The 25,940-nt window shown below is 52.3% G+C and carries 23 protein-coding genes and 1 pseudogene; 5 read left to right on the top strand and 19 right to left on the bottom strand.

What is annotated here, in order from left to right; genetic code table 11:
- Nucleotides 1-96: 96 nt before the first annotated feature.
- A complete protein-coding gene (locus tag J1781_RS08095) occupies nt 97-2,046 on the top strand; it encodes a bifunctional 2',3'-cyclic-nucleotide 2'-phosphodiesterase/3'-nucleotidase (RefSeq protein ID WP_129954285.1) in 1,950 nt (649 codons plus the stop codon).
- 124 nt (nt 2,047-2,170) lie between these two features.
- The gene (ytfE, locus tag J1781_RS08100) at nt 2,171-2,836 is read left to right on the top strand and encodes an iron-sulfur cluster repair protein YtfE (protein WP_217138281.1); all 666 of its coding nucleotides are present in this window, start codon (nt 2,171-2,173) and stop codon (nt 2,834-2,836) included.
- Nucleotides 2,837-2,901: 65 nt separating this feature from the next.
- Here ytfE and fklB read toward each other — a convergent pair whose 3' ends face one another.
- Nucleotides 2,902-3,522: a BamJ family beta-barrel-assembly machinery protein gene (fklB, locus tag J1781_RS08105; RefSeq protein ID WP_129954281.1), complete on the bottom strand. Its 621-nt coding sequence runs from the start codon at nt 3,520-3,522 to the stop codon at nt 2,902-2,904.
- A 255-nt stretch (nt 3,523-3,777) separates the two neighbouring features.
- Here fklB and J1781_RS08110 point away from each other — a divergent pair, with 255 nt between their 5' ends.
- Nucleotides 3,778-4,488: a LysM-like peptidoglycan-binding domain-containing protein gene (locus J1781_RS08110; RefSeq protein ID WP_217220210.1), complete on the top strand. Its 711-nt coding sequence runs from the start codon at nt 3,778-3,780 to the stop codon at nt 4,486-4,488.
- A 98-nt stretch (nt 4,489-4,586) separates the two neighbouring features.
- Here J1781_RS08110 and rplI read toward each other — a convergent pair whose 3' ends face one another.
- The 5 genes from rplI to yjfP form a co-directional block, all read right to left on the bottom strand.
- The gene (rplI, locus tag J1781_RS08115) at nt 4,587-5,039 is read right to left on the bottom strand and encodes a 50S ribosomal protein L9 (RefSeq protein WP_129954277.1); all 453 of its coding nucleotides are present in this window, start codon (nt 5,037-5,039) and stop codon (nt 4,587-4,589) included.
- Between the two features lie 39 nt (nt 5,040-5,078).
- The gene (gene rpsR / locus J1781_RS08120; RefSeq protein WP_002210155.1) at nt 5,079-5,306 is read right to left on the bottom strand and encodes a 30S ribosomal protein S18; all 228 of its coding nucleotides are present in this window, start codon (nt 5,304-5,306) and stop codon (nt 5,079-5,081) included.
- A 4-nt stretch (nt 5,307-5,310) separates the two neighbouring features.
- Nucleotides 5,311-5,628 carry a primosomal replication protein N gene (gene priB, locus J1781_RS08125; protein ID WP_013573777.1) on the bottom strand — a complete coding sequence of 106 codons (318 nt, stop codon included), beginning with the start codon at nt 5,626-5,628 and terminating at the stop codon, nt 5,311-5,313.
- Nucleotides 5,629-5,633: 5 nt separating this feature from the next.
- Nucleotides 5,634-6,026 (bottom strand): 30S ribosomal protein S6, encoded by a 393-nt coding sequence (gene rpsF / locus J1781_RS08130; protein ID WP_013573776.1) that lies wholly within the window; start codon nt 6,024-6,026, stop codon nt 5,634-5,636.
- A 150-nt stretch (nt 6,027-6,176) separates the two neighbouring features.
- A complete protein-coding gene (yjfP, locus tag J1781_RS08135; RefSeq protein ID WP_129954273.1) occupies nt 6,177-6,926 on the bottom strand; it encodes an esterase in 750 nt (249 codons plus the stop codon).
- Between the two features lie 278 nt (nt 6,927-7,204).
- Between yjfP and J1781_RS08140 the strand changes: the two genes are divergently transcribed.
- On the top strand, nt 7,205-9,154 hold the full coding sequence (locus tag J1781_RS08140) for a methyl-accepting chemotaxis protein (protein ID WP_217233424.1): 1,950 nt from the start codon (nt 7,205-7,207) through the stop codon (nt 9,152-9,154).
- A gap of 96 nt (nt 9,155-9,250) precedes the next feature.
- Nucleotides 9,251-9,562: a biofilm peroxide resistance protein BsmA gene (gene bsmA / locus J1781_RS08145; RefSeq protein WP_129954269.1), complete on the top strand. Its 312-nt coding sequence runs from the start codon at nt 9,251-9,253 to the stop codon at nt 9,560-9,562.
- 7 nt (nt 9,563-9,569) lie between these two features.
- On the opposite strand, the pseudogene J1781_RS08150 reads toward bsmA, so the two are convergent.
- From J1781_RS08150 to amiB, 13 genes and pseudogenes are all read right to left on the bottom strand, one after another.
- Nucleotides 9,570-11,200, bottom strand: a pseudogene (locus tag J1781_RS08150) (isovaleryl-CoA dehydrogenase).
- Nucleotides 11,201-11,334: 134 nt separating this feature from the next.
- Nucleotides 11,335-12,078: a 23S rRNA (guanosine(2251)-2'-O)-methyltransferase RlmB gene (rlmB, locus tag J1781_RS08155; protein ID WP_014411562.1), complete on the bottom strand. Its 744-nt coding sequence runs from the start codon at nt 12,076-12,078 to the stop codon at nt 11,335-11,337.
- A gap of 96 nt (nt 12,079-12,174) precedes the next feature.
- Nucleotides 12,175-14,673 carry a ribonuclease R gene (gene rnr / locus J1781_RS08160; RefSeq protein WP_217220204.1) on the bottom strand — a complete coding sequence of 833 codons (2,499 nt, stop codon included), beginning with the start codon at nt 14,671-14,673 and terminating at the stop codon, nt 12,175-12,177.
- Nucleotides 14,674-14,714: 41 nt separating this feature from the next.
- Nucleotides 14,715-15,140: a nitric oxide-sensing transcriptional repressor NsrR gene (gene nsrR / locus J1781_RS08165; protein ID WP_129954261.1), complete on the bottom strand. Its 426-nt coding sequence runs from the start codon at nt 15,138-15,140 to the stop codon at nt 14,715-14,717.
- A 227-nt stretch (nt 15,141-15,367) separates the two neighbouring features.
- Nucleotides 15,368-16,666 carry an adenylosuccinate synthase gene (locus J1781_RS08170; RefSeq protein WP_013573768.1) on the bottom strand — a complete coding sequence of 433 codons (1,299 nt, stop codon included), beginning with the start codon at nt 16,664-16,666 and terminating at the stop codon, nt 15,368-15,370.
- A 144-nt stretch (nt 16,667-16,810) separates the two neighbouring features.
- Complete coding sequence (locus J1781_RS08175; RefSeq protein WP_129954259.1) at nt 16,811-17,011, bottom strand: DUF2065 domain-containing protein; 201 nt, start codon at nt 17,009-17,011, stop codon at nt 16,811-16,813.
- Nucleotides 17,012-17,105: 94 nt separating this feature from the next.
- Nucleotides 17,106-18,104: a protease modulator HflC gene (gene hflC / locus J1781_RS08180; protein ID WP_013573766.1), complete on the bottom strand. Its 999-nt coding sequence runs from the start codon at nt 18,102-18,104 to the stop codon at nt 17,106-17,108.
- Nucleotides 18,105-18,106: 2 nt separating this feature from the next.
- Nucleotides 18,107-19,399, bottom strand: a complete 1,293-nt coding sequence (gene hflK / locus J1781_RS08185) for an FtsH protease activity modulator HflK (RefSeq protein WP_217138286.1) — start codon at nt 19,397-19,399, stop codon at nt 18,107-18,109.
- Between the two features lie 33 nt (nt 19,400-19,432).
- Nucleotides 19,433-20,737, bottom strand: a complete 1,305-nt coding sequence (gene hflX / locus J1781_RS08190; RefSeq protein WP_217233425.1) for a ribosome rescue GTPase HflX — start codon at nt 20,735-20,737, stop codon at nt 19,433-19,435.
- Between the two features lie 98 nt (nt 20,738-20,835).
- Nucleotides 20,836-21,144 carry an RNA chaperone Hfq gene (gene hfq, locus J1781_RS08195; protein ID WP_095923701.1) on the bottom strand — a complete coding sequence of 103 codons (309 nt, stop codon included), beginning with the start codon at nt 21,142-21,144 and terminating at the stop codon, nt 20,836-20,838.
- A 113-nt stretch (nt 21,145-21,257) separates the two neighbouring features.
- Nucleotides 21,258-22,199, bottom strand: coding sequence for a tRNA (adenosine(37)-N6)-dimethylallyltransferase MiaA (miaA, locus tag J1781_RS08200; protein ID WP_129954254.1), 942 nt, complete (start codon nt 22,197-22,199; stop codon nt 21,258-21,260).
- A complete protein-coding gene (gene mutL, locus J1781_RS08205) occupies nt 22,192-24,129 on the bottom strand; it encodes a DNA mismatch repair endonuclease MutL (RefSeq protein ID WP_217138287.1) in 1,938 nt (645 codons plus the stop codon). The genes miaA and mutL overlap by 8 nt, the downstream gene beginning before the upstream one ends.
- 31 nt (nt 24,130-24,160) lie before the next feature.
- Nucleotides 24,161-25,933 carry an N-acetylmuramoyl-L-alanine amidase AmiB gene (gene amiB, locus J1781_RS08210; protein WP_238483279.1) on the bottom strand — a complete coding sequence of 591 codons (1,773 nt, stop codon included), beginning with the start codon at nt 25,931-25,933 and terminating at the stop codon, nt 24,161-24,163.
- Nucleotides 25,934-25,940 lie beyond the last annotated feature (7 nt).

Consider the following 25,940-nt stretch of genomic DNA (forward strand, 5'->3'; position numbering starts at 1 on the left):
ATTTATCCATGACAGCTGATTACATTCTCATCAAACTTTGAGATACATATCCGGTTTTTCTTTACGGGCATCATCCCTTTCTCTGGAGGCAAGGCAATGAATAAGCGTCATCTGACGTTATCCCTGCTGGCGGCACTGACGGCGGCATCCGTTCAGGCGTCACAGGTGGATCTGCGCATTATGGAAACTACGGACCTGCACAGCAACATGATGGACTTCGATTATTACAAAGATAAACCGACCGATAAATTTGGACTGGCGCGCACTGCGAGCCTGATCCATGCGGCACGTAACGAAGCAACCAACTCAGTATTAGTCGACAACGGTGACATCATTCAGGGTAGCCCGCTGGGCGATTATATGGCGGCAAAGGGCCTGAAACAGGGCGACGTCCACCCCGTATATCTGGCAATGAACACACTCGGTTACGCCGTAGGCAATCTCGGCAATCACGAATTTAATTACGGTCTGGATTATCTGCAAAAAGCGCTTGCAGGTGCAAAATTCCCTTATGTGAACGCCAACGTGATTGATGTGAAAACCGGTAAGCCCCTGTTCACGCCGTTCCTGATCACCGAAAACGCGGTAAAAGACAGAGAAGGTAAATCCCATAATCTGCGCATCGGCTATATCGGTTTCGTGCCGCCGCAAATCATGGTTTGGGACAAAGCCAATCTGCAGGGCAAAGTCACCGTGGCGGATATCACCGAAACCGCTAAAAAGTGGATCCCGGAAATGCGTAAGCAAGGTGCCGACATTATTGTCGCTATTCCGCACTCCGGCCTGTCGGGCGATCCTTATAAAACCCTGGCAGAAAACTCGGTCTATTACCTGAGCCAGATAAAAGGCATCGATGCCATCCTGTTCGGCCACGCGCACGCCGTTTTTCCGAGCGAAGAATTCGCGAGCATCAAAGGCGCGGATATCAGACAAGGCACGCTGAATGGCGTTCCTGCCGTCATGCCGGGCATGTGGGGCGACCATTTGGGCGTCGTGGATATGGTACTGAACAATGACAGCGGCAGTTGGAAAGTCGAAACCGCCAAAGCCGAAGCGCGCCCGATTTACGATAAAGAGCAGAAGAAATCGCTGGCGGCGGAAGATCAGGGTCTGGTGAAAGTACTCGCCTCCTCTCACGACGCAACGCGTAAATTTGTCAGTAAGCCAATCGGCAAATCCAACGACAATATGTACAGCTACCTGGCGCTGGTTCAGGACGACCCGACGGTACAAATCGTCAATAATGCGCAGAAAGCCTATACCGAACATTTCATTCAGGGCGACCCGGATTTAGCCGGTCTGCCGGTACTGTCTGCTGCGGCGCCGTTTAAAGTCGGCGGCCGTAAAAACGATCCGGCCAGTTTCGTGGAAGTGGAAAAAGGCGAACTGACTTTCCGTAATGCAGCGGATTTGTATCTGTATCCGAACACGCTGGTGGTGATGAAAGTCACCGGGCAGGAAGTGAAAGACTGGCTGGAATGCTCCGCCGGGCAGTTTAATCAGATTGACGTGAACAACACTAAACCGCAGTCGCTGATCAACTGGGACGGTTTCCGTACTTATAATTTCGACGTCATCGACGGCGTGAATTACCAGATTGATGTCAGCCAGCCGGCGAAATTCGACGGTGAATGCACGCTGATCAATAAAGATGCGGAACGTATTAAAAACCTGACCTACAACGGTAAGCCGATTGACCTGAAAGCCACCTTCCTGGTTGCCACCAATAACTACCGGGCTTACGGTGGGAAATTCGCAGGTACCGGCGATACGCACATCGCGTTTGCGTCACCGGATGAAAACCGTTCTGTGGTTGCGGCCTACATCGGCGCCGAAACCAAAAAAGCGGGCGCAGTCACGCCAACGGCAGACAACAACTGGAAGCTGGCGCCAATTCAGGCATCGCAGCCTCTGGATATCCGTTTCGAAACCTCGCCTGGTGAGAAAGCTGCAAACTTCATCAAAACCCACGCTCAATATCCGATGACGGCAACAGGCCCGGATGCCATCGGTTTCGAGATTTATCGGGTCGATTTGCAAAAATAATGCTCCCTTTAAACGCCCCGCCTGGGGCGTTTTTTCTTCCTGTACTTCCTTTGAGCTATAGCCGTGACTTAAACATGCATTTATAATGCATGTTATAGATTCTTTCATTTAACGAGGCTTCATCATGGACTATCGCGACCAACCCCTTGGCGCTCTGGCTGTTGCCATTCCGCGTGCTACACGTTTGTTCCGTCAGTACGATCTCGATTTTTGCTGCGGTGGTAAACAAACCCTGTTGCGCGCGGTTACCAAAAAAGAGCTGGATATTGATCTCATCGAACAACAGATTGCTGAAATTGCCCAACTGCCGGATACCTCTACTGACTGGAAAACCGCACCGCTGGCGCAAATTATCGATTTTATTATTCCACGCTACCATGACCGTCACCGTCAGGAGTTGCCGGAACTGATTCTGATGGCCGGCAAAGTGGAACGGGTACACGGTGACAAATTACCTTGCCCGCACGGACTGGCGGTTCAACTGCAACTGATTCTGGAAGAGCTGACCAGCCACATGATGAAAGAAGAACAGATCCTGTTCCCAATGATACGCGGCGGAATGGGCCGTCAGGCCGCCGGTCCGATCTCAGTCATGGAACGTGAGCACGATGATGCGGGACAGATTCTGGAAGAGATTAAACGCCTGACCAATGGTGTAACGCCGCCTGACGGGGCGTGTGTGACCTGGCGGGCACTGTACGCCGGTATCAACGAATTTATCACCGACCTGATGGAGCATATCCATCTGGAAAACAACCTGTTGTTCCCGCGCGCGCTGCGTGGCGAATAAGTCAGGTTTCAGCAACAGAAAAGGGCGCATAAGCGCCCTTTTCTGTTGCTGTTATCCCTGAGGAATTACAGAATTTCCAGCAGCTCAACTTCAAAGATCAGTGCGCTGTATGGAGGGATGGAAGCACCCGCACCACGTTCACCGTAAGCCAGGTTATGTGGGATATACAATTCCCATTTAGAACCTACCGGCATCAGGGTCAGTGCTTCGATCCAGCCTGCGATAACACCATTGACCGGGAATTCAGCCGGTTCACCACGCTGTACGGAACTGTCGAACACAGTGCCGTCAATCAGTTTACCGGTGTAGTGAACACGTACACGATCCTGGCGGCCCGGGATTGAACCTTCGCCCTGAGTGATGACAGAGAATTGCAGACCGGATTCGGTGCTGCTCACGCCTTCGCGCTGTGCATTGGCCGCCAGAAATTCCTGCCCCTGAACAGCCAGAGCTTCCTGACGTTCACGACGAACAGTATCAGCACGTTCGTGGACTTCACGCAGCGCGCGGTGAACCACGTCAACAGGAACGGCTGGCGTATTCCCTTCCAGCGCATCGCGTAAGCCTGCCAGCAGTGCGTCAGGCTCTAAGCCCTGCAAACCTGATTCCTGCAATTGTTGACCGACCTGCAGGCCGATACCGTAACTTGCCTGCGCTTCTACGCTGTCAAATGAAGGGGTAGTCATGAAATTTCCTTAGCTCTTAAAAATATCGAAGGCGCAGCATAGCAGCGCAAGGCTTTTGGGTAAAATCCTCTGTAAGGCAACATGACAGCAGACGCAGTTCCTTCCCCTTTTCGGGAAATTTTTCGCATTTGATAGCCTTCAGGGCATCGTTTGGGTGATATTTGTGCTTTGTCCCTTTCCGCATCAAGCAGTTAAACAGCTATACTAGGCAGCAACAGGCAGTCGACATTACGACAGTTAACAAGAGAGGTCGTCATGGGCAGAATCCCGCCCAGGAGAAGGAAAGCCATCCGTATTTATCAACCCATGTTGAGATCCTGGATTGCCATTATGAAAAGGCCGATGCGCGACACCACAGCGCCGCAGAGTGAAAGTGAGAGTGAAATCACGTCTGCAGAAACGGAGACCGGAACTTCCGCCTCAACCCGGGGCAAAACGCTGCTGAGCAAAATCTGGCATATGAGTGACGATTTTCACTGGTTGTCGCCCCTGCCATATGCACACCGCCGCGGCATTATTCTCGCTGTCCTGGTGATTCTGCTGGCGTTGTTGTGGCCGTATACGCCAGAAAATACCTATACACCGTCGCAATCGCAACAACCGACCAGCATCCCCATGCAGGCCGATTTGCGTAACGATCAGGGTCGTACTACGCAAATGGCGCAGCCTGAGCCTGTTCAGCCGCAGAGTAATGACAACAGCGGTACATGGCGCAGTTATCAGGTGCAATCGGGTCAGACGCTGGCACAGTTGTTCCGCGATAATAATATGGCGGTCAATGATGTATTTTCGATGGCACGGGTAGAAGGAGCGGACAAACCGCTGAGCACTCTGAAGACCGGGCAGGAAGTGAAGATACAGCGTGATGCACAGGGAGTGGTCATGGCCCTGCAAGTGACAACTGATCAAAATGTTACGGTGACATTTACCCGTCAGCCGGACGGCAGTTTCCAGCGCGGCAACTGATCCGTTTTTTATCCTTTCCCTGTCTGTACATTTTCCTGAACGCAGAAAAGCAAAACGCCGGCACAAGGCCGGCGTTTCACGGGTTAACTGACGCGTTATTACGCTTCAGCAACCACAACTACGTTCAGTTTAGCGAATACGTCGCTGTGTACCTGGAACTCAACTTCGTGTTCACCAGTGGTACGCAGAACGCCATTCGGCAAACGAACTTCGCTTTTAGCAACTTCAACGCCAGCAGCAGTTACTGCATCAGCGATATCGCGGGTACCGATAGAGCCGAACAGTTTGCCTTCGTCGCCTGATTTAGACGCGATGGTTACTGAACCCAGTTCGTTGATTTTAGTTGCGCGAGCTTCAGCAGCGGACAGAACGTCAGCCAGTTTAGCTTCCAGCTCTGCACGGCGTGCTTCGAAAAATTCAACGTTTTTCTTGGTAGCAGGAACAGCTTTGCCCTGTGGTACCAGGAAGTTACGAGCGTAGCCCGCTTTAACGTTAACTTGATCACCCAGGCTGCCCAGGTTTGCTACTTTATCAAGCAGAATAACTTGCATTACTTTATCCTCTCAAAGTCGTTAATAGACAGTGGCCGATTACTGATGACGATCAGTGTATGGCAACAATGAAAGGTAGCGAGCGCGCTTGATGCAACGAGCGAGCTGACGCTGGTATTTTGCACGAGTACCGGTAATACGGCTCGGGACAATTTTACCGCTTTCGGTAATGTAGTTTTTCAGTGTAGCGATGTCTTTGTAATCAATCTCTACAACGCCTTCCGCGGTGAAACGGCAGAACTTGCGACGACGGAAATAACGTGCCATTAGGCTAGTCTCCAGAATCTATCAAATCAATCTGCTCGGCATGTAACACCACTTTATTCAGACCATTGCGCCCTTGATGGCAGCTAATGAATCCGGTAACAGTGAGTTGCGTGCCGACCGTTATACTGTGAGTTAATGCTTGTGACGCTTGTCCACTGACAACCACGGGCATTCTGCACCATGCTTGTCGGTTGAATCCGGCTTCCTGCTGCGATGATTTATGCTCTAGCACAAACTGGCAATGCGGAATGCCCGAAGGACTGACTTTACGAATGGGGGTCTTGCACACAGTGCCTGACAACACCAGACGATTCGCCGTCACGGCAATTACTCTTCAGAATCCCCAGCTTCAGCATCATCATTAGCTTCAGCAAAATCTTCACGACGATCACGACGTTCGTCTTTTGCTTTAACCATTGGAGATGCTTCAGTTACCGCGTGTTTAGTACGCATAACCATGCTACGGATAACGGCGTCGTTGAAGCGGAAGTTAGTTTCCAGCTCATCGATCGCTTCCTGCGGCGCTTCAACGTTCAGCAGAACGTAGTGCGCTTTGTGCAGTTTGTTGATCGGGTAAGCCAGTTGACGGCGGCCCCAGTCTTCCAGACGGTGAATCTGACCCGCAGCGTTAGTGATTACTGCACTGTAACGCTCGATCATGCCCGGAACCTGTTCGCTTTGGTCAGGGTGAACCATAAAAACGATTTCGTAATGACGCATCGAATTGCTCCTTACGGATTATTCAGCCTCCTGTCAGGGTCAACCGCGGCCCATGGAAGCAAGGAACGTGTTTGTGTGCGGTCGAAAAAATGACGCGCAATTATATGTACAGCCTGTGGGAAACTCAAGGAGAAAGGCAGATTAATTTCTTTACAGCTTTTCGGCAAAGAAAGCTGTGGCTTCAGCCAGCGCATGAACCGAGACTTTATGCTTTGCACCGGCCTCAGAAATAAAAGTCAGATGGGTATCCGCGCCACTTTCAGCCAGCTCCTGCCGCAAACGCTGGCTTTCGCCAAACGGCACCACATCATCTTCTTCACCATGCCAGACAAACAAAGGAATATCTGCGATTAATGCTGCTTTACCGCTGAAATCCAGACGCAGTAAAGGCGCAATCTCGCGTTCAAATATGTCACGCTGCACAATGCCACCGGCATTGTAAGCAGGGAAAAGATGGTGGGATAAACGCGCAAAATAACCAGAACCCATCAGGTTTGCCGCCGCTTTAATCCACGGGAATTTGATCAGCGCTGCCATGGTGGTCATGCCGCCCATAGAAACGCCGCCGACGCCTAAACGCTGCGGATCCGCCAGACCCCGTCCGACAAACGCTTCTTTTAGCAAGGCCAGCTCATCAATATTGTTCTGTAAAATATGCCAGAAATTCGCCAGACAGCGCTCTTCACTGTGTTCCGCACGTGCGCCGTGCATTAACGCATCAGGCAGGATCACTCGAAAACCCGTTTTCGCCAGTGTGTAGCCGAAATACGAGTAAATCTCTTTAGAAGACAGAAAACCGTGATAGAAAAAAATCGTCGGGAGTTGCTGCTGATACTGGCCGGCGGGCACGGCATGAATCACCTGGATCCCGTCAATATTTTCTTCGTACATCTCAACCATCGTATCTTCCCCTGCGTATTTAGAAAAAATTTCGGTCTCTGTCGGTGTTGATATTCTACGGGTCTGAAAAATCGCGACCACAACCTTTTTCGTATGGTTTATAACCCGTTATTCGAAACCCGCTTTTTCAGTGGGCCAGCCTTAATCCAAATTCACACATTCGCATTTATTTCATTGATTCAGATCAATTTAAAATGAAATAAATAGTTACATTTGAACATTAATCCTTTCCCGTTATCCGCCGTTAGTGCGCTATCAGAAGCTAACGGGAAAAAACCATGAAAAAAGCATCAAAACGTGCATTTCGACGGTGGAGCATTGGCGCAAAACTGGCCAGCATCGCCTCTCTGCTCGTCGGAACCTTATTTATTATTTTCACTTTGTCACTGACGCATTCTGCCGGAAAGCAGGTCAGTGAACTGACCGTTAACGCCATTTCTGAACAGGTCACCGGCGTGGTAGATATGATTGAAATGTACAACGCCAGCCTGAATGCGGAAGTGGACAGCTATACGCGTCTGTTCAGTCATTTTCTGCCGTCGGATTTCGAACTGGACACTACCAGCCCGATCATGGTGGGTAATCAGTCCACACCGGTCATTAAAGCAGGTGGTACGCCACTGAATCTGGACAGTAAAATCCCTGATGATTTTCTGGCACGCACCGGCGCAATTTCTACGATATTTGCCCGACGCGGCGATGACTTTATCCGCGTAACCACGTCCCTGAAAAAACAGGACGGCAACCGCGCTATTGGCACGTTGCTCGACAATACCAGCCCGGCTTATGCACAGATCATGGCCGGACAATCCTTTAACGGACTGGCGACGTTATTTGGTAAACAATACATTACCAAATACCAGCCGGTGCGCGATGCGCAGGGCAATGTGATCGGGATTTTGTTCGTGGGTGTCGATATCACGGCAGAATATGCCGATATGCGCCAGAAAATCCTGTCCAAACGTATTGGTGAGAAAGGGTATTTCTTTGTGCTCAACAGTGCACCGGGGAAAGATCGGGGTAAATATCTGGTTCATCCGACCGGGGAAGGTAAAACCCCTGCGTGGCCTGACGGCGAGTTACAACAGGTCATGTCGCAGCCAAAAGGCCAGCGCGAATACATGGATGCGGCCAGCCAACATCAGCAATTTATGGTATATGCGAATGTTCCGGCCTGGCATTGGGTGGTCGTGGGCAGCACAGATAAAAACAGCCTGATGGAACAGGTCAACAGTACGCGCAATCAGTTTCTGCTGATAAGCCTGCTGGCGCTGGCGTGTTTTGCGGCTCTGTTTATCGGACTGACCCGCAAACTGGTCAGCCGCCCGCTGAGCGAGGTCGTGCGTATCGCACAACAATATGCCAGCGGGGACCTGCGCGCGCGCGCTGAGACGCAGCGCATCGATGAAATTGGTGCACTGATGCATGCCATGGACGGTATTGGTCACGGGCTGGAAAAAATTGTCGGCGAGGTACGGCAGGTTTCGTCTGAAATCATGATGAATACCCAAGGATTAGCGCACGACAGCGATCAGATCACTCAGCAAATCGGCACACAAGCCAGCAGTCTTGAAGAAACATCGGCCAGTATGGAGCAGATTACCGCTACCGTTCAGAACACTGCGGACAACGCCACACAGGCCACACAGCTGGTGCAACAGACCGATAAAGCGGCCACCGTTGGCGCGGAGGCGGTGAATCAGTCGGTCATGAGCATGGAGGCGATTAAACACGCTTCAACGCGCATCGCGGATATCACAACCGTTATCGAAGGCATTGCCTTCCAGACTAATATCCTGGCCCTTAATGCCGCCGTAGAGGCCGCCAGAGCCGGTGAGCACGGACGCGGATTTGCGGTTGTCGCCTCGGAAGTCAGGGCACTGGCGCAGCGCAGTTCAAATGCCGTGAAAGAGATTGAAAATCTGGTCGCAGATTCCCTGAATAAAGTCGAAGACGGCCATCAGAGCGCGGCCAAAACGCAGGCAAACATGAGCAATATCTTACAGGGCATTAATCAGGTAAAAGTGCTGATGAGCGATATCGATGTGGCAGCACACGAACAGTCTTCCGGTATTTCGCAGGTAAATATTGCCATTATGCAGATTGGCAAAGCGACGCAGGAAAACGCCACACTGGTGGAAAATTCCCAGCAAACTGCGGCGGCACTCAGTGAACAAGGTCGCCATCTCTCACAACTGGTCAGCGTCTTTAAAATTTCCGAACGATAGAATGCGAGTCTGCGCGGCAATAAATGCCACGCAGACTCGCCAGCATACCGGTGAAAGGGCTACACTTTGATCATTACCCTTTTACCGGAAATCACGATGACATTTCTCCGACGCCCTGCCCTGCTGCTTTTACTGGTGGCACTGAATGGTTGCAGTCATCTGACGCAAACCGTACCGGTTGCACCGCCTGCACCGACGGACAAAGCGCAGGAAATTACCCGGGCGCAAACCTCCACGCTGACCAAAATTGGTAATGTTACTGCTGACGTAATTGGCAGCCCGATGGATGCCGAAGCCGAAATCCAGCGCAAAGCCGACGCTGCGGGTGCCCGTTACTACGTGATTATGTTTAACAGCGAAACCATCATGCCAGGCCGCTGGTATTCTCAGGCCATACTTTACCGCTAAACGTTCGTTATTCAGCGCCGATGGCGCGGTTGAGCAGTAACTGACATAGCCGTTCCGGCAGTCGTGTTTCTCCGCGCGGATCCAGCACCATGCGACACCACGCATCTGCCACCGGTGGCGACGCAAACGCCAGCATTTGCGTCGCTGTCATCAGGTTACATAGCTGGCCGGTCAGCCAGCGCCCTTGCGCTTCTTCCGGCGCATGCAGCCGGTGTAAAAACTGGCGTGACACCCGGTCAAAGATGCGGTTTTGTCCGCGCACCTGCTGCAAAATCTGCTGAACCATTTCCGCACTGGCAGGCAGCTTTTTCAGCGTGCGCAACACATCAAGACACATGATATTTCCCGACCCTTCCCAGATACTGTTGACCGGCATTTCGCGATACAAACGCGGTAACTCGCTATCTTCGCAATAGCCAATCCCCCCCAGCACTTCCATCGCCCCGGCTACAAACGGCATCCCCTGACGGCAGACTTCGAACTTCGCAGCGGGCGTGAGCAGGCGGCATAACAATTGTTCCGCCGGATTATTGCGCTCTCCGCAAGCGGTAGCCAGACGCATCAGTAGCAGGGTTTGCCCTTCCAGATATAACGCCATCCGGCTGAGTGTCTGACGCATCATAGGCTGTTCGGTTAAGGGCTTACCAAACACCTGTCGCTGGAACGCATGATACAACGCTACGGACAATGCCCGGCGCATCATGGCGTGGCTGCCCAGCGCACAGTCAAACCGTGTATGACCGCCCATTTTGAGGATATGACGAATGCCTTCACCTTCCTCTCCCAGCAACCAGCCAGTGGCGTTCTGAAACTCCACTTCACTGCTGGCATTCGAACGGTTACCGAGTTTGTCCTTCAGCCGCTCAATGCGGATAGCATTGCGTGATCCGTCAGGCAAAATCCGTGGCAAAAAGAAACAGGAAAGTCCGCCACCTGCCTGCGCCAACACCAGATGTGCATCACTTTGCGGCACGGAGAAAAACCATTTGTGCCCCACCAGGTGATAAGGTTTTCCGCTACCGCGGCCTTCCAGCGCTGTCGCCCGCGTGGTGTTACTGAGCACGTCCGAGCCCCCTGTTTTTCCGTCATGCCCATACCGATCAGCACGCCTTTCTTCTGATCGCCGGCTTGCAGATGCGGATCATAACGGTCAGATAACAGGGGTTTCATCCAGCCACTGAAATCCGGCGGAAGATATTTTTGCAGCAGCGGGATCGCACCAAATGTCATTGTCACCGGACATAGCGTCCCCGCTTCAACCTGGCCGTGAAGAATAAAACGCGCTGCACGCGCCACTACTGCTCCCACCCGCGCCTCTTCCTGCCACGGTAAATTGTGCACACGGTTGGCGATCAGCCCCTGCATCAGCAGATGCCATGCCGGGTGGAAACGCACGTCATCAAGACGCTCGCCGGTAGCGTCATAGCGCAAAAGATCAGGCGGATTAGCATTCGCCAGCCTTCCCAGCTCAAGCGATTCCGCAGAACCTAATTGTTGCCCGAGGGACGCCAGCACATCTGCATCCCAGCCCGCCTGCTGGCGGGAAACCGCTTCACGCAGCGGCGTATCGGAAAGAAATAAATTACTGTTACTCAGCGGCTTGGGTTGATTGAAAACCCGGTGTGTTTCCCAGTCCATCGCCTGCTCCCTGTCAAAAGGATATGGCGTAAGTATGGTAAAAATCGGGGAATTAACAGGCGGACAGATCACAAACGCAGAAATGCAAACGGGAGCCCTGAGGCTCCCGTTTTAATCAGCGCAAAAAATAACAATCAACTCTTCTTCAGACCGCGCTGGCGAACCGCTTCGAACAGACAAACACCGGTGGCTACAGAAACGTTCAGGGAAGAGACACTCCCCGCCATGGGGATGCTGATCAGCTCGTCACAGTGTTCGCGGGTCAGCCGGCGCATGCCTTCACCTTCCGCCCCCATCACCAGTGCCATCGGGCCTGTCATTTTACTCTGGAACAGATCATGATCGGCCTCACCGGCCGTGCCGACGATCCAGACATTATGTTCCTGCAGTACGCGCAATGTACGCGCCAGATTGGTCACGTTGATCAGCGGCACGTTTTCAGCGGCACCGCTGGCGACTTTCTTCGCAGTGGCATTCAGTTTCGCAGAACGGTCACGCGGAACAATTACCGCGTGAACCCCGGCGGCATCCGCAGTACGCAGACAGGCGCCCAGGTTATGCGGGTCCGTTACGCCATCAAGCACCAGCAGGAACGGACAATCAAGGCTTTCGAGCAACGCAGGCAGGTCATTTTCCTGATACTGACGACCTTCACGCACACGCGCGATGATCCCCTGATGCACAGCACCTTCGGATTTCTCATCCAGCCACTGGCGGCTCGCCACCTGGATGACAATACCGCTGGCTTCCAGCTCGTCGATCAGCGGTTTCAGGCGTTTATCGTCACGGCCTTTCAGGATAAAAACTTCCAGAAAGCGTTGCGGATCGTTGTCGAGTAAGGCTTTAACGGAATGAATACCGTAAATAATTTCGCTCATGATGCTCTTTAAAATAGACTTGCGGACAGCATGCTGTCCGCAATTTAGTAAGGATAGTTACAGACGATTCTATCATAGAAGAATCGTCAGAAAGGATTAGCTGTCAGACTGCTTTTTCTTCGCGCGTTTGGCTCTGGTCGCCGCCGCAATTTTTGCGGTTTTGTCAGAAGGCTTTTTGGCTTTCTTCGGCTTACCGTCTTTACCCACAGCACTGACTGCTTTTTCTTTCTTAGGTTTTGCCGGTTTCGCATCATCTTTGCGGAATGCGCTGTCCGGTTCAAAGTTCACGTTTTTCTTAGCGCTGCGGCGACGGCCAGCGTTGGCTGGCGCAGCAGAACGCAGGGTACGTTCGCCCCCTTTTTTCGCGCGGTCACGCGCGGTTTTGCCTTCGCCCCGCGCTTTGCGGGTGCTGGACACCAGCGCGAAATCGATTTTACGTTCGTCCATGTGCACCGCTTCGACGCGAATTTCTACCGTATCGCCCAGGCGGTAAACCGCACCGGAGGATTCGCCCACCAGACGCTGGCCGATGTTATCGTAACGGTAATAATCGTTGTCAAGCGATGAGACGTGCACCAGACCGTCAATGAACAGATCGTTGAGGCGTACGAAGAAACCGAAGCCAGTGACACTGGCGATAATGCCGGTGAAGACTTCACCCACATGATCCTGCATGAAATCGCATTTCAGCCAGTCAGCCACGTTGCGGGTGGCTTCGTCCGCGCGGCGTTCCGCCATCGAACAATGCTCACCGAGTTGCAACATATCTTCGTAATCACTGTGCCAGCCACCGGTCGGCGTCCAGCGATCTTTCAGCGTGCCATGCTCTTTCGCCAGCAGATACTTGATCGCACGGTGCAATGCCAGATCCGGATAACGACGGATTGGCGAAGTGAAATGCCCGTAAGACGGTAACGCCAGACCAAAGTGGCCACGGTTTTCCGGATCGTAAATCGCCTGTTTCATCGAACGCAACAGCATGGTTTGCAGCATTTCGCGGTCAGGACGGCCGGCCAGTTCATCCATGATCTGAGCATAATCCTTCGGCTCAGGCTTCATGCCGCCGCCCATCACCAGGCCCAGTTCACCCAACACGCTTTTCAGCGCGGAGATATGGTCATCGCTTGGACGGTCATGCACACGGAACAGTGCCGGTTCGTTATGTTTTTCAACAAAACGTGCGGCAGCGATGTTCGCCAGAATCATGCACTCTTCAATCAGTTTATGAGCATCGTTACGTACAGTCGGCTCGACACGTTCGATACGACGCTCAGCATTAAAGATAAATTTCGCTTCTTCGGTTTCGAACGCAATACCGCCGCGCTCTGCACGCGCCTGATCCAACATTTTGTACATGGTGTGCAGTTCAAGCAAATGCTTAACCAGCGGCGAATATTGCTCGCGCAGTTCCGGATCGCCTTCGATGATGCGCCAGACTTTGTTGTATGTCAGACGTGCATGAGAGCTCATTACCGCTTCGTAGAACTTAGAGCTGGTCAGCTTACCCTGGGCGGAGATCGTCATCTCACAAACCATGCACAGGCGGTCTACCTGTGGGTTCAGGGAACACAGGCCGTTGGACAGCACTTCCGGCAGCATCGGGACAACCTGCGACGGGAAGTACACCGACGTAGCACGGCTGCGGGCTTCATCATCCAGCGCCGTGCCGTGACGGACGTAATAGCTCACGTCGGCAATGGCCACCCACAGGCGCCAGCCACCGCCGCGTTTTTTCTCGCAATATACGGCATCATCGAAGTCGCGCGCATCTTCACCATCAATGGTGACCAGCGGCAGACTGCGTAAATCGACACGGCCTTTTTTCGCTTCTTCCGGCACCTGTTCGCTCAGGTCTTCGACCTGTTTCAGCACCTGTGGCGGCCAGACGTGGGGGATTTCATGAGTACGCAGAGCGATATCTACCGCCATGTTGGTACCCATTTTATCCCCGAGGACCTCAACGATTTTACCGACCGCTTTAGTGCGTCGGGTCGGACGCTGTGTCAGCTCAACGACCACCATATAGCCCATGCGTGCGCCATTAATGGCGTCAGCCGGGATCAGGATATCAAAGCTCAGGCGGCTGTCGTCAGGCACCACAAAACCGGCGCCAGCGTCAGTAAAGTAGCGACCCACAATCTGGCTGGTTTTCGGCACCAGAACACGCACGATGCGAGCTTCACGGCGGCCTTTACGGTCGGTTCCGACTGGCTGTGCCAGTACCACGTCGCCGTGGATGCACATTTTCATTTGTTCCGCAGAAAGATACACATCGTCTTTCTTTACGCCTTCAAGGCGCAGGAAACCGTAACCATCGCGATGACCGATGACCGTGCCTTTCAGCAAGTCAAGACGCTCAGGCAGCGCGTAACACTGGCGACGGGTAAAGACTAACTGCCCGTCACGCTCCATCGCGCGCAGACGGCGACGCAGGGCTTCCAGTGCTTCTTCTCCGGAGAGATTAAGTTCGTTACCAATTTCTTCCCGGCTGGCTGGGGTTTCACGTTTGGCGAGGTGTTCCAGAATAAATTCACGGCTGGGAATAGGTGATTCGTATTTTTCTGCTTCTCGTTCCAGGAATGGATCTTGTGACATAGCGGTTCCTCCGTTGTCATCAGCAGTTTGTTGAAAGTCTTTCATTCAACAAGCAATAATTGGTAGAGCGTTGAGTTATCTTTGACCATATCGGCCAAAGTGTACTGATTCAGCTCATCAAGAAAATGTTCTACAGCAGTGTGCAGGACTTGTTTTAGCCGGCATGCAGGCGTGATATGACAAAAATCACTGGCACAGTTGACCAGCGAAAGAGGTTCCAGCTCGCGCACCACGTCGCCAATGCGGATGGTCTCTGCGGGCTTGCCCAGCTTGATACCCCCGTTCTTTCCGCGAACGGCTGTGACCAGACCAGCACGGCTCAACTGATTAATGATTTTCACCATGTGGTTACGCGATACACCGTAAACCTCGGTGACCTGCGAAATGTTGGTCATCTGATCGTCCGGCAATGACGCCATATAAATCAAGGCTCTCAAACCATAATCAGTAAAACTCGTTAACTGCACACATACCTCTGGGTAGCTATTACCCGGTCTTTCCACGTCAGCAATGACAACAGGGTGAAGATGATTGTTTATTATGACACTTTGATGATAAACCAGCCGCGAACTTTGCAGCTAATCATTTAGATAGTGGATGGTTTATAGAAAGTAAACAAGCGAAGGGAGTCAGAAAAAAACAAACCGGGCAATTTTGCCCGGTTATGACGTCTTTACACAATCAGCTCTGGCTGTTATGCATCAAACGGGTCACGCAGAATCATCGTTTCGCTACGATCCGGGCCAGTAGAGATAATATCAACCGGCACTTCAGTCAGTTCTTCGATACGCTTGATGTAATTCAGCGCTGCCTGTGGCAGGTTTTCCACTTCTTTCACGCCAAAGGTGGTTTCGGTCCAGCCTGGCATAATTTCGTAGATTGGCTCGATACCTTCCCAGCCTTCAGCAGCCAGCGGCGTGGTGGTCATTTCGCGGCCATCAGGCATGCGGTAACCGACACACAGCTTCACTTCTTTCAGACCGTCCAGCACATCCAGTTTGGTCAGACAGAAACCAGACAGGGAGTTGATCTGCACAGAACGACGCACCGCTACGATGTCCAGCCAGCCACAACGACGGCTACGGCCAGTGGTCGCACCAAACTCGTTACCTTGCTTACGCAGGAACTCGCCGGTTTCATCAAACAGTTCAGTCGGGAACGGACCTGCACCCACGCGGGTAGAGTAGGCTTTCACAATGCCCAGCACATAATCAACATAACGTGGACCAATGCCCGAACCGGTGGCAACGCCGCCAGCAGTGGTATTGGAAGAGGTGACGTACGGATAAGTCCCGTGGTCGATATCCAGAAGCGTGCCTTGCGCGCCTTCGAACATGATCAGGTCACCACGCTTACGCGCGCCGTCCAGCAGCTCAGACACGTCAACAACCATAGCCGTCAGGATGTCGGCAATCGCCATCACATCATCCAACGTTTTCTGGAAATCAACGGCTTCTACTTTGTAGTAGTTAACCAACTGGAAGTTATGGTATTCGATGATTTCTTTCAGCTTGATAGCGAAAGTTTCTTTGTTGAAGAGATCGCCTACGCGCAAACCGCGACGAGCCACTTTATCTTCATAAGCCGGGCCAATACCACGACCGGTCGTACCGATCGCTTTATCGCCACGCGCTTTCTCACGCGCCATGTCCAGTGCGACATGGTAAGGCAGGATCAGCGGGCAAGCTTCAGACAGTAACAGACGTTCGCGTACAGGGATGCCACGAGCTTCAAGTTCGCCCATTTCTTTCATTAAGGCGTCAGGAGCCAGAACAACACCGTTGCCGATGATGCTGGTCACGTTTTCACGCAAAATGCCAGACGGAATTAAATGAAGAACGGTTTTTTCACCGTTGATAACCAGAGTGTGACCGGCGTTGTGACCGCCCTGATAGCGCACAACATATTTAGCCCGTTCAGTAAGCAGGTCTACGACCTTGCCTTTCCCTTCATCACCCCATTGAGTGCCGAGTACGACGACGTTCTTACCCATCTCAAGAATCACCAGGTTGCTTAAAAAAGGATTCTAACATCTCATTCTGTGCTTTCCAGCACTTTTAGCACACGTTTGCGGGAAAAATTTTAATTGCGTGCTACCGGTCTCAGCGAGACGTGACACACCGCATGTAACAAAACCTCACCCTCCCACACGACTACGCAACATGTAGTAAATTACGAAGCCTGCAACCACAAGACCACCGCCAAAACGGCGTAAAACCGTGTCCGGAAGATTCGCCAGCGAAAGGATCATTTTTCTCCACGTTTTTGGATAAATCATTGGTCCCAGGCCTTCAAGAACCAAAACTAATGCCAGCGCCAGCCAGATTGTCGAATTCATGATGAGTCAGTCTCGCAACATCCCTTCTTAAAAGAGAGGGTTTCAGAAAAGACAAAAGGCCCCCTAAGGGACCTTTTGGAAATTGCAGAAGCAATTATTTATTTTTTTCAGGTGACTTCATGAAGCGGAAGAAATCGCTGTCAGGGCTTAACACCATGACGTCGTTGCCGCTCTTGAAGCTGGCCTCGTAAGCACGCAGGCTACGGATGAATGCGTAGAAGTCAGGATCCTGGCTGAACGCGTCAGCAAACAGTTTCGCCGCTTCGGCATCCCCCTCACCACGGGTGATACGGGCAGTACGTTCTGCTTCAGCAACGGTACGTGTTCTCTCGTAATCCGCAGCCGCCTGGATTTTAGTCGCCTCTTCTTTACCCTGGGAGATGTGACGCAATGCCACCGCATTACGTTCAGCACGCATACGATCGTAAATCGCGCTGGACACTTCTTCCGGCAAGTTGATTTGTTTCAGACGTACATCCACCACTTCAATACCCAATGCCGCCATGCTGTTCGGGTTCACCGCAGGTTGTTTACCTTTGGTTTCCTGCTCAACACGTTTTGCTGCAGAGGCAATCGCATCATCGGCTTCAGTGGTTGCTTCAGGCTCATCGCCTACGCTACCGGTGTTCAATGCATCACGCACATCCAGGGTCAGACGACCACGGGAATCGGTCACGATGTCTTTTACGTCAAGACGACCAATTTCAGAACGCAGACGGTCACTGAATTTACGCTTCAGCAGGATTTCTGCCTGAGACACATCACCGCCGCCCGTTGCCAGGTAGTAACGGCTAAAATCACTGATACGCCATTTCAGGTAAGAATCGACGATTAAGTCTTTCTTCTCGCTGGTCACGAAGCGATCAGCCTGGTTATCCATGGTCTGGATACGCGCGTCGAGCATTTTAATGGATTCCACGAATGGAACTTTGAAATGCAGGCCCGGTGCATAAACCAGCGGTTTGTTATCACTGTCGCGCAGAACTTTGCCAAAACGCAGCACGATGCCACGCTGACCTTCCTGGACCACAAACAGTGAGGCATAAAGCGCCACCAGCACCACAACGACGATAAGTAAAAATGACTTACGCATTGTTATTCTCTCCCTACGCGAAGTGTATCGTCACGCTGTGCATTTGCACGGCGCTGGTCCATGACACTGCCAGACGAACGGGAACTGCTGTTATCGGCACTGCTTTTACTATTACTGCTGGTCAACCCAGGAACGGAAGGCAACAGACCTGTTTCATCATTCTTGCTGGTATCATTTGCAGCAGCGTTATTTCCGCGCAACATTTGATCCAACGGCAAGACCATCAGGTTATTCCCTTTATCACTCACCAGCACTTTACGGGTGTGGCTGAGCACTTTTTCCATGGTTTCGATATACAGACGTTCGCGGGTAATTTCAGGCGCAGCTTTATATTCAGGTAACAGTTTGGAGAAACGGGCCACTTCACCCTGTGCTTCCAGAACCGTACGATCTTTATAAGCTTTAGCATCTTCCAGCAAGCGCTGTGCTTCACCGTTTGCCAGAGGCTGGATCTGGTTCGCATAAGCTTCTGCTTCACGAATAGACTGTTGCTCTCTTTCACGGGCAGCGATCGCATTATCGAAGGAAGCTTTCACTTCTTCCGGCGGACGCGCAGTCTGGAAGTTGACGTCCTGGATGGTGATACCCATTTTGTACGGACGAATGGTTTCTTCCAGTACGCGTTGGGTATCACTACGCACGGTGGTACGGCCTTCAGTCAGGATTTTATCCATCGTATATTTGCCGATAACACCACGCAGTGCGCTGTCCGTTGCCTGGCTCAGGCTATCGTCAGGGTTGGCGACGCTGAACAGATAGGCTTCAGGATCCGTCACGCGGTACTGCACGTTCATTTCAACGCGCACAACGTTCTCATCGGATGTCAGCATTACACCAGACGCAGCCAGTTCACGTACCGATTCTACGTTCACCGCACGCACCTGATCGATGAAGGTTGGTTTCCAGTTCAGGCCCGGTTCAACCAGATGGCTAAACTTACCAAAACGGGTTACCACGCCACGCTCAGCTTCTTTGATGGTATAGAAACCCGTTGCAGCCCAGATAACCACCACCGCAGCGACCGCGATGCCAGCAATCCGGGTGCCACTCATTCCATGACCGGAACCGGTTGGCGTACCGTTGTTGTTATTGTTGTTACCTGAACCTTTTCCGCCGAAACCACCCAGTTTTTTGCTGAGCTTACGGAAGATATCATCCAGGTCAGGTGGCCCCTGATTACGGCCGCCTTTGTTGTCGTTATTTCCACCAGAATTTCCACCAGAGTTGCCGCTATTATTGCTGCTGCCCCAGGGGTCGCGGTCCTGTCCGTTATTACCGGGCTGATTCCACGCCATGTTATAGCTCCATTATTCTATGATTGGTGTTCTTCAGGCTAAATCAGACAGGCTCTGGTTGCGGACATAGCTTTCCAGTTCCTGCTCTTGTTTGCAGAGGCGACGCCAGTCAACGATGGGCATTCGCACCACCAGACCAATACTGCCATCCTCTTCAATCCATTCTTTTTCAATGGCCTGAAGCTGGTAAAAACGGCTACGAAGGCGGCCTGCTTCCGGCGGCAAGCACAATTCATGCTGCGCGATTTCGCCAGAGAGTCGCTCCGTTAATGCCTGAAAAAGCAACGGAATACCTTCATCTGTCACGGCTGAGAGCCAGACCCTGACCGGCAAATTCTCCTCGTTGCGGTCGATACGCGGGACAAAGTCATCCAGCATATCTATTTTGTTCATCACTAACAGCGCAGGAATTTCATCTGCTTCGATCTCTGCCAGCACCGTATTCACCGCGTCAATATTTTCTTGAACCCGGATGTCCGCTGCATCAATTACATGGAGTAACAGAGATGCCTGTCGGGTTTCCTGCAATGTTGCCTTAAAAGCCGCAACCAAATCATGGGGCAGGTGACGAATAAACCCTACGGTGTCCGCCAACACGGTTTCCCCGACATCTGCCACCATAATACGGCGCAGTGTAGGATCGAGCGTAGCAAACAACTGATTGGCCACATAAACATCGGCCTGCGTAATACGATTAAAAAGTGTAGATTTCCCGGCGTTGGTATACCCCACCAACGACACCGTCGGAATATCTGCACGAACACGTGAACGGCGACCCTGTTCACGCTGCTTAGCCACTTTTTCAAGCCGGCTGAGGATCAAAGTGATTCTGTCGCGCAGTAAACGGCGGTCAGTTTCGAGCTGGGTTTCACCCGGGCCACGCGCACCAATGCCGCCGCCCTGTCGTTCAAGGTGGGTCCAGCCGCGAACCAGTCGGGTAGCGATGTGGCGTAATTGCGCCAGTTCTACTTGTAACTTACCTTCGTGTGTCCGGGCCCGCTGGGCAAAAATATCTAATATCAATCCGGTGCGGTCGACAACGCGACATTCGCATAAGGCTTCCAGGTTTCTTTCCTGGCCGGGAGACAAGGCGTGATCAAACAGGATGACAGAGGCGCCCGTTGCTTTGACGGCATCTGCGATTTCTTGGGCCTTTCCTTCACCGACAAAGTATTTTGGGTGCGGTGCCTTGCGGCTCCCGGTGACGACTTGCAACGCCTCTACACCTGCAGAAGATACCAGCGATTCAAATTCGCTCAGGTCTTCCGTGTCTTTGTCTTGCGAGAAATAGATATGAACCAGTACGGCCTGCTCACCGGCTTCATAACGGTCAAACAAGCTTGCGACCTCTCATTGGGAAAAAATTCGCCAGCCGGGGGTGCATAAGCATAATCGGAATACTTATGAACCCCTTCGTGGTTGACCAACGTTGCGCTTTATTCAGCGTCATCGTTTTCCTGCTGCGGCTGTTGCGCAGACGGAGTGCTACCATGGTGATAATTGTTGGTGCTGCCCGTACCTGGATTATTGCTATGATGTGACACCGGGCGGGAAGGCACTACGGTGGAGATAGCGTGTTTATACACCATCTGGCTAACCGTATTTTTTAACAGAATGACAAACTGGTCAAAAGACTCAATCTGGCCTTGCAGCTTAATACCATTCACCAAGTAAATAGAAACCGGAACACGTTCACGACGCAATGCGTTCAGGAACGGATCTTGCAAAGATTGCCCCTTAGCCATTCTATCTTTTCCTTATTAGTTTGTTGTTTGTAACTTTGAGCCTATCAGCTCGAAAATAAATCACATAAAAAATTGCGCGCTGAGTACTGATCAATTGTACACAATCACCCAACCTATGCACTAACAACCTGAATTACACGGTTTAAGGCTTCTTCTGGCTTCTCAGAATCGAGCCATTCGACACCCTCCCAACTTCGTAACCAGGTCATCTGACGTTTGGCCAGCTGTCGTGTCGCGCAAACACCACGATAAACCATTTCATCGTAATCGAATTCACCAGACAAATATGACCACATCTGGCGATAACCCACACAACGAATGGAAGGCAAATCTGTATGCAAATCGCCCCGGGCTATCAGCGTTTTGACTTCGTCTTCAAAACCATTGGACAACATCTGGCTAAAACGTTCCTCGATCCGCGCATGTAAAAGTTCACGGCGGGTCGGCGCAATCGCAAACTGATGGACACGATAGGGTAATGTTTCACCCGAAATTTTAGTCAGTTCCGTTAAAGTTTTACCCGAAATAAAAAAAACTTCCAGTGCTCTGGACAGTCTCTGTGGATCATTCGGATGAATTCGCATAGCCGCAACGGGATCGATTTCACGCAACTGGTCATGTAACGCCTCCCAGCCCTGTTCCGCCGCCTGCTTTTCAATACGTTCGCGCACGGCAGGATCAGCCGGTGGCAACGGGGAAAGACCTTCAAGCAACGCCTTGAAATAAAGCATAGTCCCACCTACCAATAACGGGATCTTATTGCGCGAGGTTATTTCTGCCATTTCCCGCAATGCGTCTTGACGAAAGTCAGCCGCCGAATAAGCCAGTGCCGGGTCGAGGATATCGATCAGCCGATGCGGCGCCTCCGCCAGTTCTTCTGCCGTGGGCTTCGCCGTACCAATATCCATCCCCCGATAAATCAGGGCAGAATCGACGCTGATAAGCTCGACAGGCAGGTGTTTCATCAGCGATATCGCCAGTGCTGTTTTACCGGATGCGGTCGGCCCCATAATAAAGATGGCCGGGGGAACTGCGTGTTTTTCAGAATCAGTCATGCTTAAAAGCCGCCAGTGCGGGCTGTAAATCAAGAGGTTGCAGAAGGCCGGACGGAGGCGATTTCACCAATTGCGGGCAAAGACGCTCAACATCCGTGAGTAATTGTATGGCTTGTGAAATTGTCCAGACCTCATGCTCGCAGCCGCAGTGGCGGGCAAACCACATAGCTACCGCATCAGAAGTCACCTCCTGCTGAACAGCAAGATAACCTAACAGATCAGGTATCAACTTTTGTAAATTTTGTTGGCGTAATGGTAAAGGTACCGCGCGAACCGTCACACGCTGTGACTCACTGAGCATTTCTAAACCAAAATGCTGTAATAGCGCCTGATGCCGTGCCAGCACGGTCGTCTCTTCTTTTTTCAGCGTCAGCTTCAGCGGAATTAATAACGGTTGTGGTCGCAACCCCTCTTCGGGTGGTGTCAGCTGCGCCCATTTCAGCCAGCGATCAGCAACCGGTAATGCCAGCAATACCAGATTTTTGCCGCGCTCAAGTAACGCATATTCCGAGGAACATACCGTCAGCACACGCCCGAAACTCTGGCTGTGTGATTCCAGTGCCGGTTCCGTCAGTGTACGGGCCGCCGGAATGGCTGGCTTAGCGGGCGGTGCCGCAGCAGGTGCCGGTTCCTGTAAAGAAAACGACGCCGGCGCAGGTTGCAACAAACGTCCGTAAGCCTGGCTTTCTGAGGGATTGTAAGCGGGCTCCGTGTTGCGGTAAGCAGGTTCACGGGGCTGGCTGACGCGGGCTGTTTCAGGAAATACATTTTCACGTGGCGGATTGTTTTCACGTGGCGGATTATTTTCCCGCGGTGCCGGCGTTTTATGTTCTGCCGGTTGCGAGAAATGATTGCCGCCCGCAGCCTGACGGTTTTCCTGCTGCCAGCGCGGTGTATCTGCCTGAAGTTGTGGTTCATCAAGCACGGGAGCCCCCGTCTGCTGCAATACGGACATCACCGCCTGATAAATAAAATCATGCACCAGCCGCGACTGATGGAAACGCACTTCGTGTTTGGCAGGGTGCACATTCACATCCACCTGATGCGGATCGACATCCAGATAAAGCACATATGCGGGCTGCTGATCGTCCTTGAGCTGATCCTGATACGCCTGGCGGATCGCGTGATTAATGAGGCGATCTTTCATCATGCGGTTGTTCACATAGCAATACTGCATATCACTCAGGCTGCGTGAACCGGCCGGATCCGCCACCCAGCCACGGATCGCCAGATCACCATGACTCCATTCCACGGCCAGTGCGTGCTCGACAAATGTCGGGCTGCAAATACTGGCCAGACGACGGGAGAACTGTGCCGGGTCTTTCACCGCACGATACTGACGAATAAGTTTACCGTTGTGGCTGAGGTTTACAGAAACGTCAAAGCGCGCCAGTGCAATCCGCCGGACAACTTCATCGATATGGGTAAATTCGGTTTTCTCAGTACGCATGAATTTGCGGCGGGCGGGCGTGTTGTAAAACAGATCCAGCACTTCAACCGTCGAGCCTTGCGGATGTGCCGCCGGTTTGACGGTTACCGCCATATCACGCCCTTCGGCATACGCCTGCCAGGCTTCATGCTGTTCAGCGGTGCGTGATGTCAGGATCAGGCGCGATACAGAGCTGATACTTGCCAGCGCTTCGCCGCGGAATCCGAGGCTCAGAATGGCTTCCAGATCATCAAGACAGGTAATTTTACTGGTGGCATGACGTGCCAGCGCTAAAGCCAGATCGTCTTTGCCAATCCCACAGCCGTTATCGCGAATGCGGATAAGTTTGGCACCACCACGATCGATATCAATATCAATACGCGTCGCGCCCGCATCAAGGCTGTTCTCCACCAGTTCCTTCACCACGGAAGCCGGTCTTTCGACAACTTCACCCGCTGCTATCTGGTTAGCAAGTTGTGGCGGCAGTACCTTGATTGGCATAGCGGCTCCTGTGGCAGCGGTCATTTACCGCCTATGACTGAGGAATAGTTAAGGTTTGGCCGAGCTGTACCTCGCCAGACTTCATATGATTTGCGGTTTTGATGTCATTCATGCTGACACCATATTGGCTGGCGATCGCCGACAGCGTATCGCCGCGTTTCACTTTATGTTTCGCGGGCTTCTTCGACGTTTTTGTTGTCGAAGCAGGTGCGGCGGCTGTTGAAGATGTGCGGGTTCCCGCAGGGACTTTCAATCGCTGACCGACCCAGACACCGTCTTTTTTCAGTTTATTAAGATCGCGCAGCGCCGCGTTTGTCGTGCCGTAGCTGTTCGCGATCCCGGTCAGGGTTTCACCCCGGGTCACTTTGTGGATCTGCGTGGCACCGGCTGCACCGGCAGTCACTTCAATCGGGCCAGGCTGGTTAGCGGCAGTACTGGCTGTCGCGCTACTGTCTGCCGCCGCTGCTGATGAGGCCAGCAGCGGACGGTTTTCGACCTTTGGGCCATTTTGTATCGGATGCGACTGGAAATAATTACGCAGGCCGATGTGGATAGCCCTCGCAATTTTATCCTGGTACGCGCTGCTGCCCAGCAGCCGCTCCTCAGTTGAATTACTGATAAAGCCGGTTTCCACCAGCAGGGAAGGAATATCAGGCGAACGTAAAACACCTAAACTGGCATGTTCCGGCTTCGCTTTATGCAAAGAGCCAACAGAGCGCAGTTCGCGCAATACACGGGTCGCAACGTCATAGCCCACGCGCTGTGAATGACCAAACTGTAAATCCAGCACCGCCTGACTGAGATACGGGTCTGAAGCGGTATTTGCCAGCACATCCCCAGCGCCGCCGAGCAGTTCTGACTGTTTCTCGTGTTGCTCCAGCCAGTTCCCCATTTCACTGTTAGCACGACGATTCGATAACACCCAGACTGATGCACCGCGCGCACTGCGGCTCGGCGCGGCATCAGCGTGAATAGAAACCAGCACATTAGCATTTTTCTTACGCGCTACATCGGAACGGCCCATGACCGAAATAAAGTAATCCCCGTCACGGGTTAATACCGGCTGGAACATCGGGTCTGCATTAAGAATCGCCTGTAATTTACGGGCAATTGAGATAGTGACATTTTTTTCTTTTAGCCCGCCAGCGCCGATTGCGCCCGGATCCTGCCCGCCATGACCGGCGTCAATAGCGACAATAATTCTGCTGTCACTGGTCGACACGGTAGAAGAACGTGAATTATCCGGCGCCACCGTCGTCGCGACGACTTTGGTCTGATCATGGGTAAACGGATTTGATTTCGCGGAAGGCGTAACCATTCTGCCCACATTTGGCGAGGACGTGTTGGTCCCCACGGCAACCGGTGCACTCCGACGTGCCGGAGCAGCGGCGTTCATGGTCAGCACCACGGTGTACTGGTTGCCATCTTTCTGTTTTGTGGCGTTGGTTCGGACTTTCTGATTCAGTTCAAATACCAGACGCTGACTCTGCGCATTGGGCGGCGTACTGGCACGTACGCGCGTCACCAGATTCTGTCCGTTAAAATTCAGCGGCAGGCCTTTCATCACGCCGTCCTGACGGATATCCATGACCACACGTTCAGGGTTGTGCAGCGGAAAAAAAGAGTAATCCGGTGAACCATCAAATGAAATCGTGACGGTAGATTGCGTGGCACCGTTGGAAACATTGATGTTTTTCATGCCAGCCGCAAAAACCGGCGAGGCCAGCACGGCAAACAACATCAGCGCCGATAACAACGTCATCATCGTCGCTGAAATATAAAGAGAGGTAAAACGTGAGTTCATCGCGTGA

The sequence above is a fragment of the Rahnella perminowiae genome (genome assembly GCF_019049695.1).
In the GTDB taxonomy this organism is placed as follows: domain Bacteria; phylum Pseudomonadota; class Gammaproteobacteria; order Enterobacterales; family Enterobacteriaceae; genus Rahnella; species Rahnella perminowiae.

Excerpts from the sequence above, each read along its gene's own strand:
- rnr (WP_217220204.1), bottom strand. The coding sequence starts at position 14,673 with ATGTCACAAGATCCATTCCTGGAACGAGAAGCAGAAAAATACGAATCA.
- J1781_RS08095 (WP_129954285.1), top strand. The coding sequence starts at position 97 with ATGAATAAGCGTCATCTGACGTTATCCCTGCTGGCGGCACTGACGGCG.
- rlmB (WP_014411562.1), bottom strand. The coding sequence starts at position 12,078 with ATGAGCGAAATTATTTACGGTATTCATTCCGTTAAAGCCTTACTCGAC.
- mutL (WP_217138287.1), bottom strand. The coding sequence starts at position 24,129 with ATGCCAATCAAGGTACTGCCGCCACAACTTGCTAACCAGATAGCAGCG.
- bsmA (WP_129954269.1), top strand. The coding sequence starts at position 9,251 with ATGACATTTCTCCGACGCCCTGCCCTGCTGCTTTTACTGGTGGCACTG.
- rpsF (WP_013573776.1), bottom strand. The coding sequence starts at position 6,026 with ATGCGTCATTACGAAATCGTTTTTATGGTTCACCCTGACCAAAGCGAA.
- hfq (WP_095923701.1), bottom strand. The coding sequence starts at position 21,144 with ATGGCTAAGGGGCAATCTTTGCAAGATCCGTTCCTGAACGCATTGCGT.
- hflK (WP_217138286.1), bottom strand. The coding sequence starts at position 19,399 with ATGGCGTGGAATCAGCCCGGTAATAACGGACAGGACCGCGACCCCTGG.
- ytfE (WP_217138281.1), top strand. The coding sequence starts at position 2,171 with ATGGACTATCGCGACCAACCCCTTGGCGCTCTGGCTGTTGCCATTCCG.
- amiB (WP_238483279.1), bottom strand. The coding sequence starts at position 25,933 with ATGAACTCACGTTTTACCTCTCTTTATATTTCAGCGACGATGATGACG.
- J1781_RS08110 (WP_217220210.1), top strand. The coding sequence starts at position 3,778 with ATGGGCAGAATCCCGCCCAGGAGAAGGAAAGCCATCCGTATTTATCAA.
- hflC (WP_013573766.1), bottom strand. The coding sequence starts at position 18,104 with ATGCGTAAGTCATTTTTACTTATCGTCGTTGTGGTGCTGGTGGCGCTT.
- rpsR (WP_002210155.1), bottom strand. The coding sequence starts at position 5,306 with ATGGCACGTTATTTCCGTCGTCGCAAGTTCTGCCGTTTCACCGCGGAA.
- J1781_RS08170 (WP_013573768.1), bottom strand. The coding sequence starts at position 16,666 with ATGGGTAAGAACGTCGTCGTACTCGGCACTCAATGGGGTGATGAAGGG.
- fklB (WP_129954281.1), bottom strand. The coding sequence starts at position 3,522 with ATGACTACCCCTTCATTTGACAGCGTAGAAGCGCAGGCAAGTTACGGT.
- J1781_RS08175 (WP_129954259.1), bottom strand. The coding sequence starts at position 17,011 with ATGAATTCGACAATCTGGCTGGCGCTGGCATTAGTTTTGGTTCTTGAA.
- J1781_RS08140 (WP_217233424.1), top strand. The coding sequence starts at position 7,205 with ATGAAAAAAGCATCAAAACGTGCATTTCGACGGTGGAGCATTGGCGCA.
- rplI (WP_129954277.1), bottom strand. The coding sequence starts at position 5,039 with ATGCAAGTTATTCTGCTTGATAAAGTAGCAAACCTGGGCAGCCTGGGT.
- yjfP (WP_129954273.1), bottom strand. The coding sequence starts at position 6,926 with ATGGTTGAGATGTACGAAGAAAATATTGACGGGATCCAGGTGATTCAT.
- miaA (WP_129954254.1), bottom strand. The coding sequence starts at position 22,199 with ATGACTGATTCTGAAAAACACGCAGTTCCCCCGGCCATCTTTATTATG.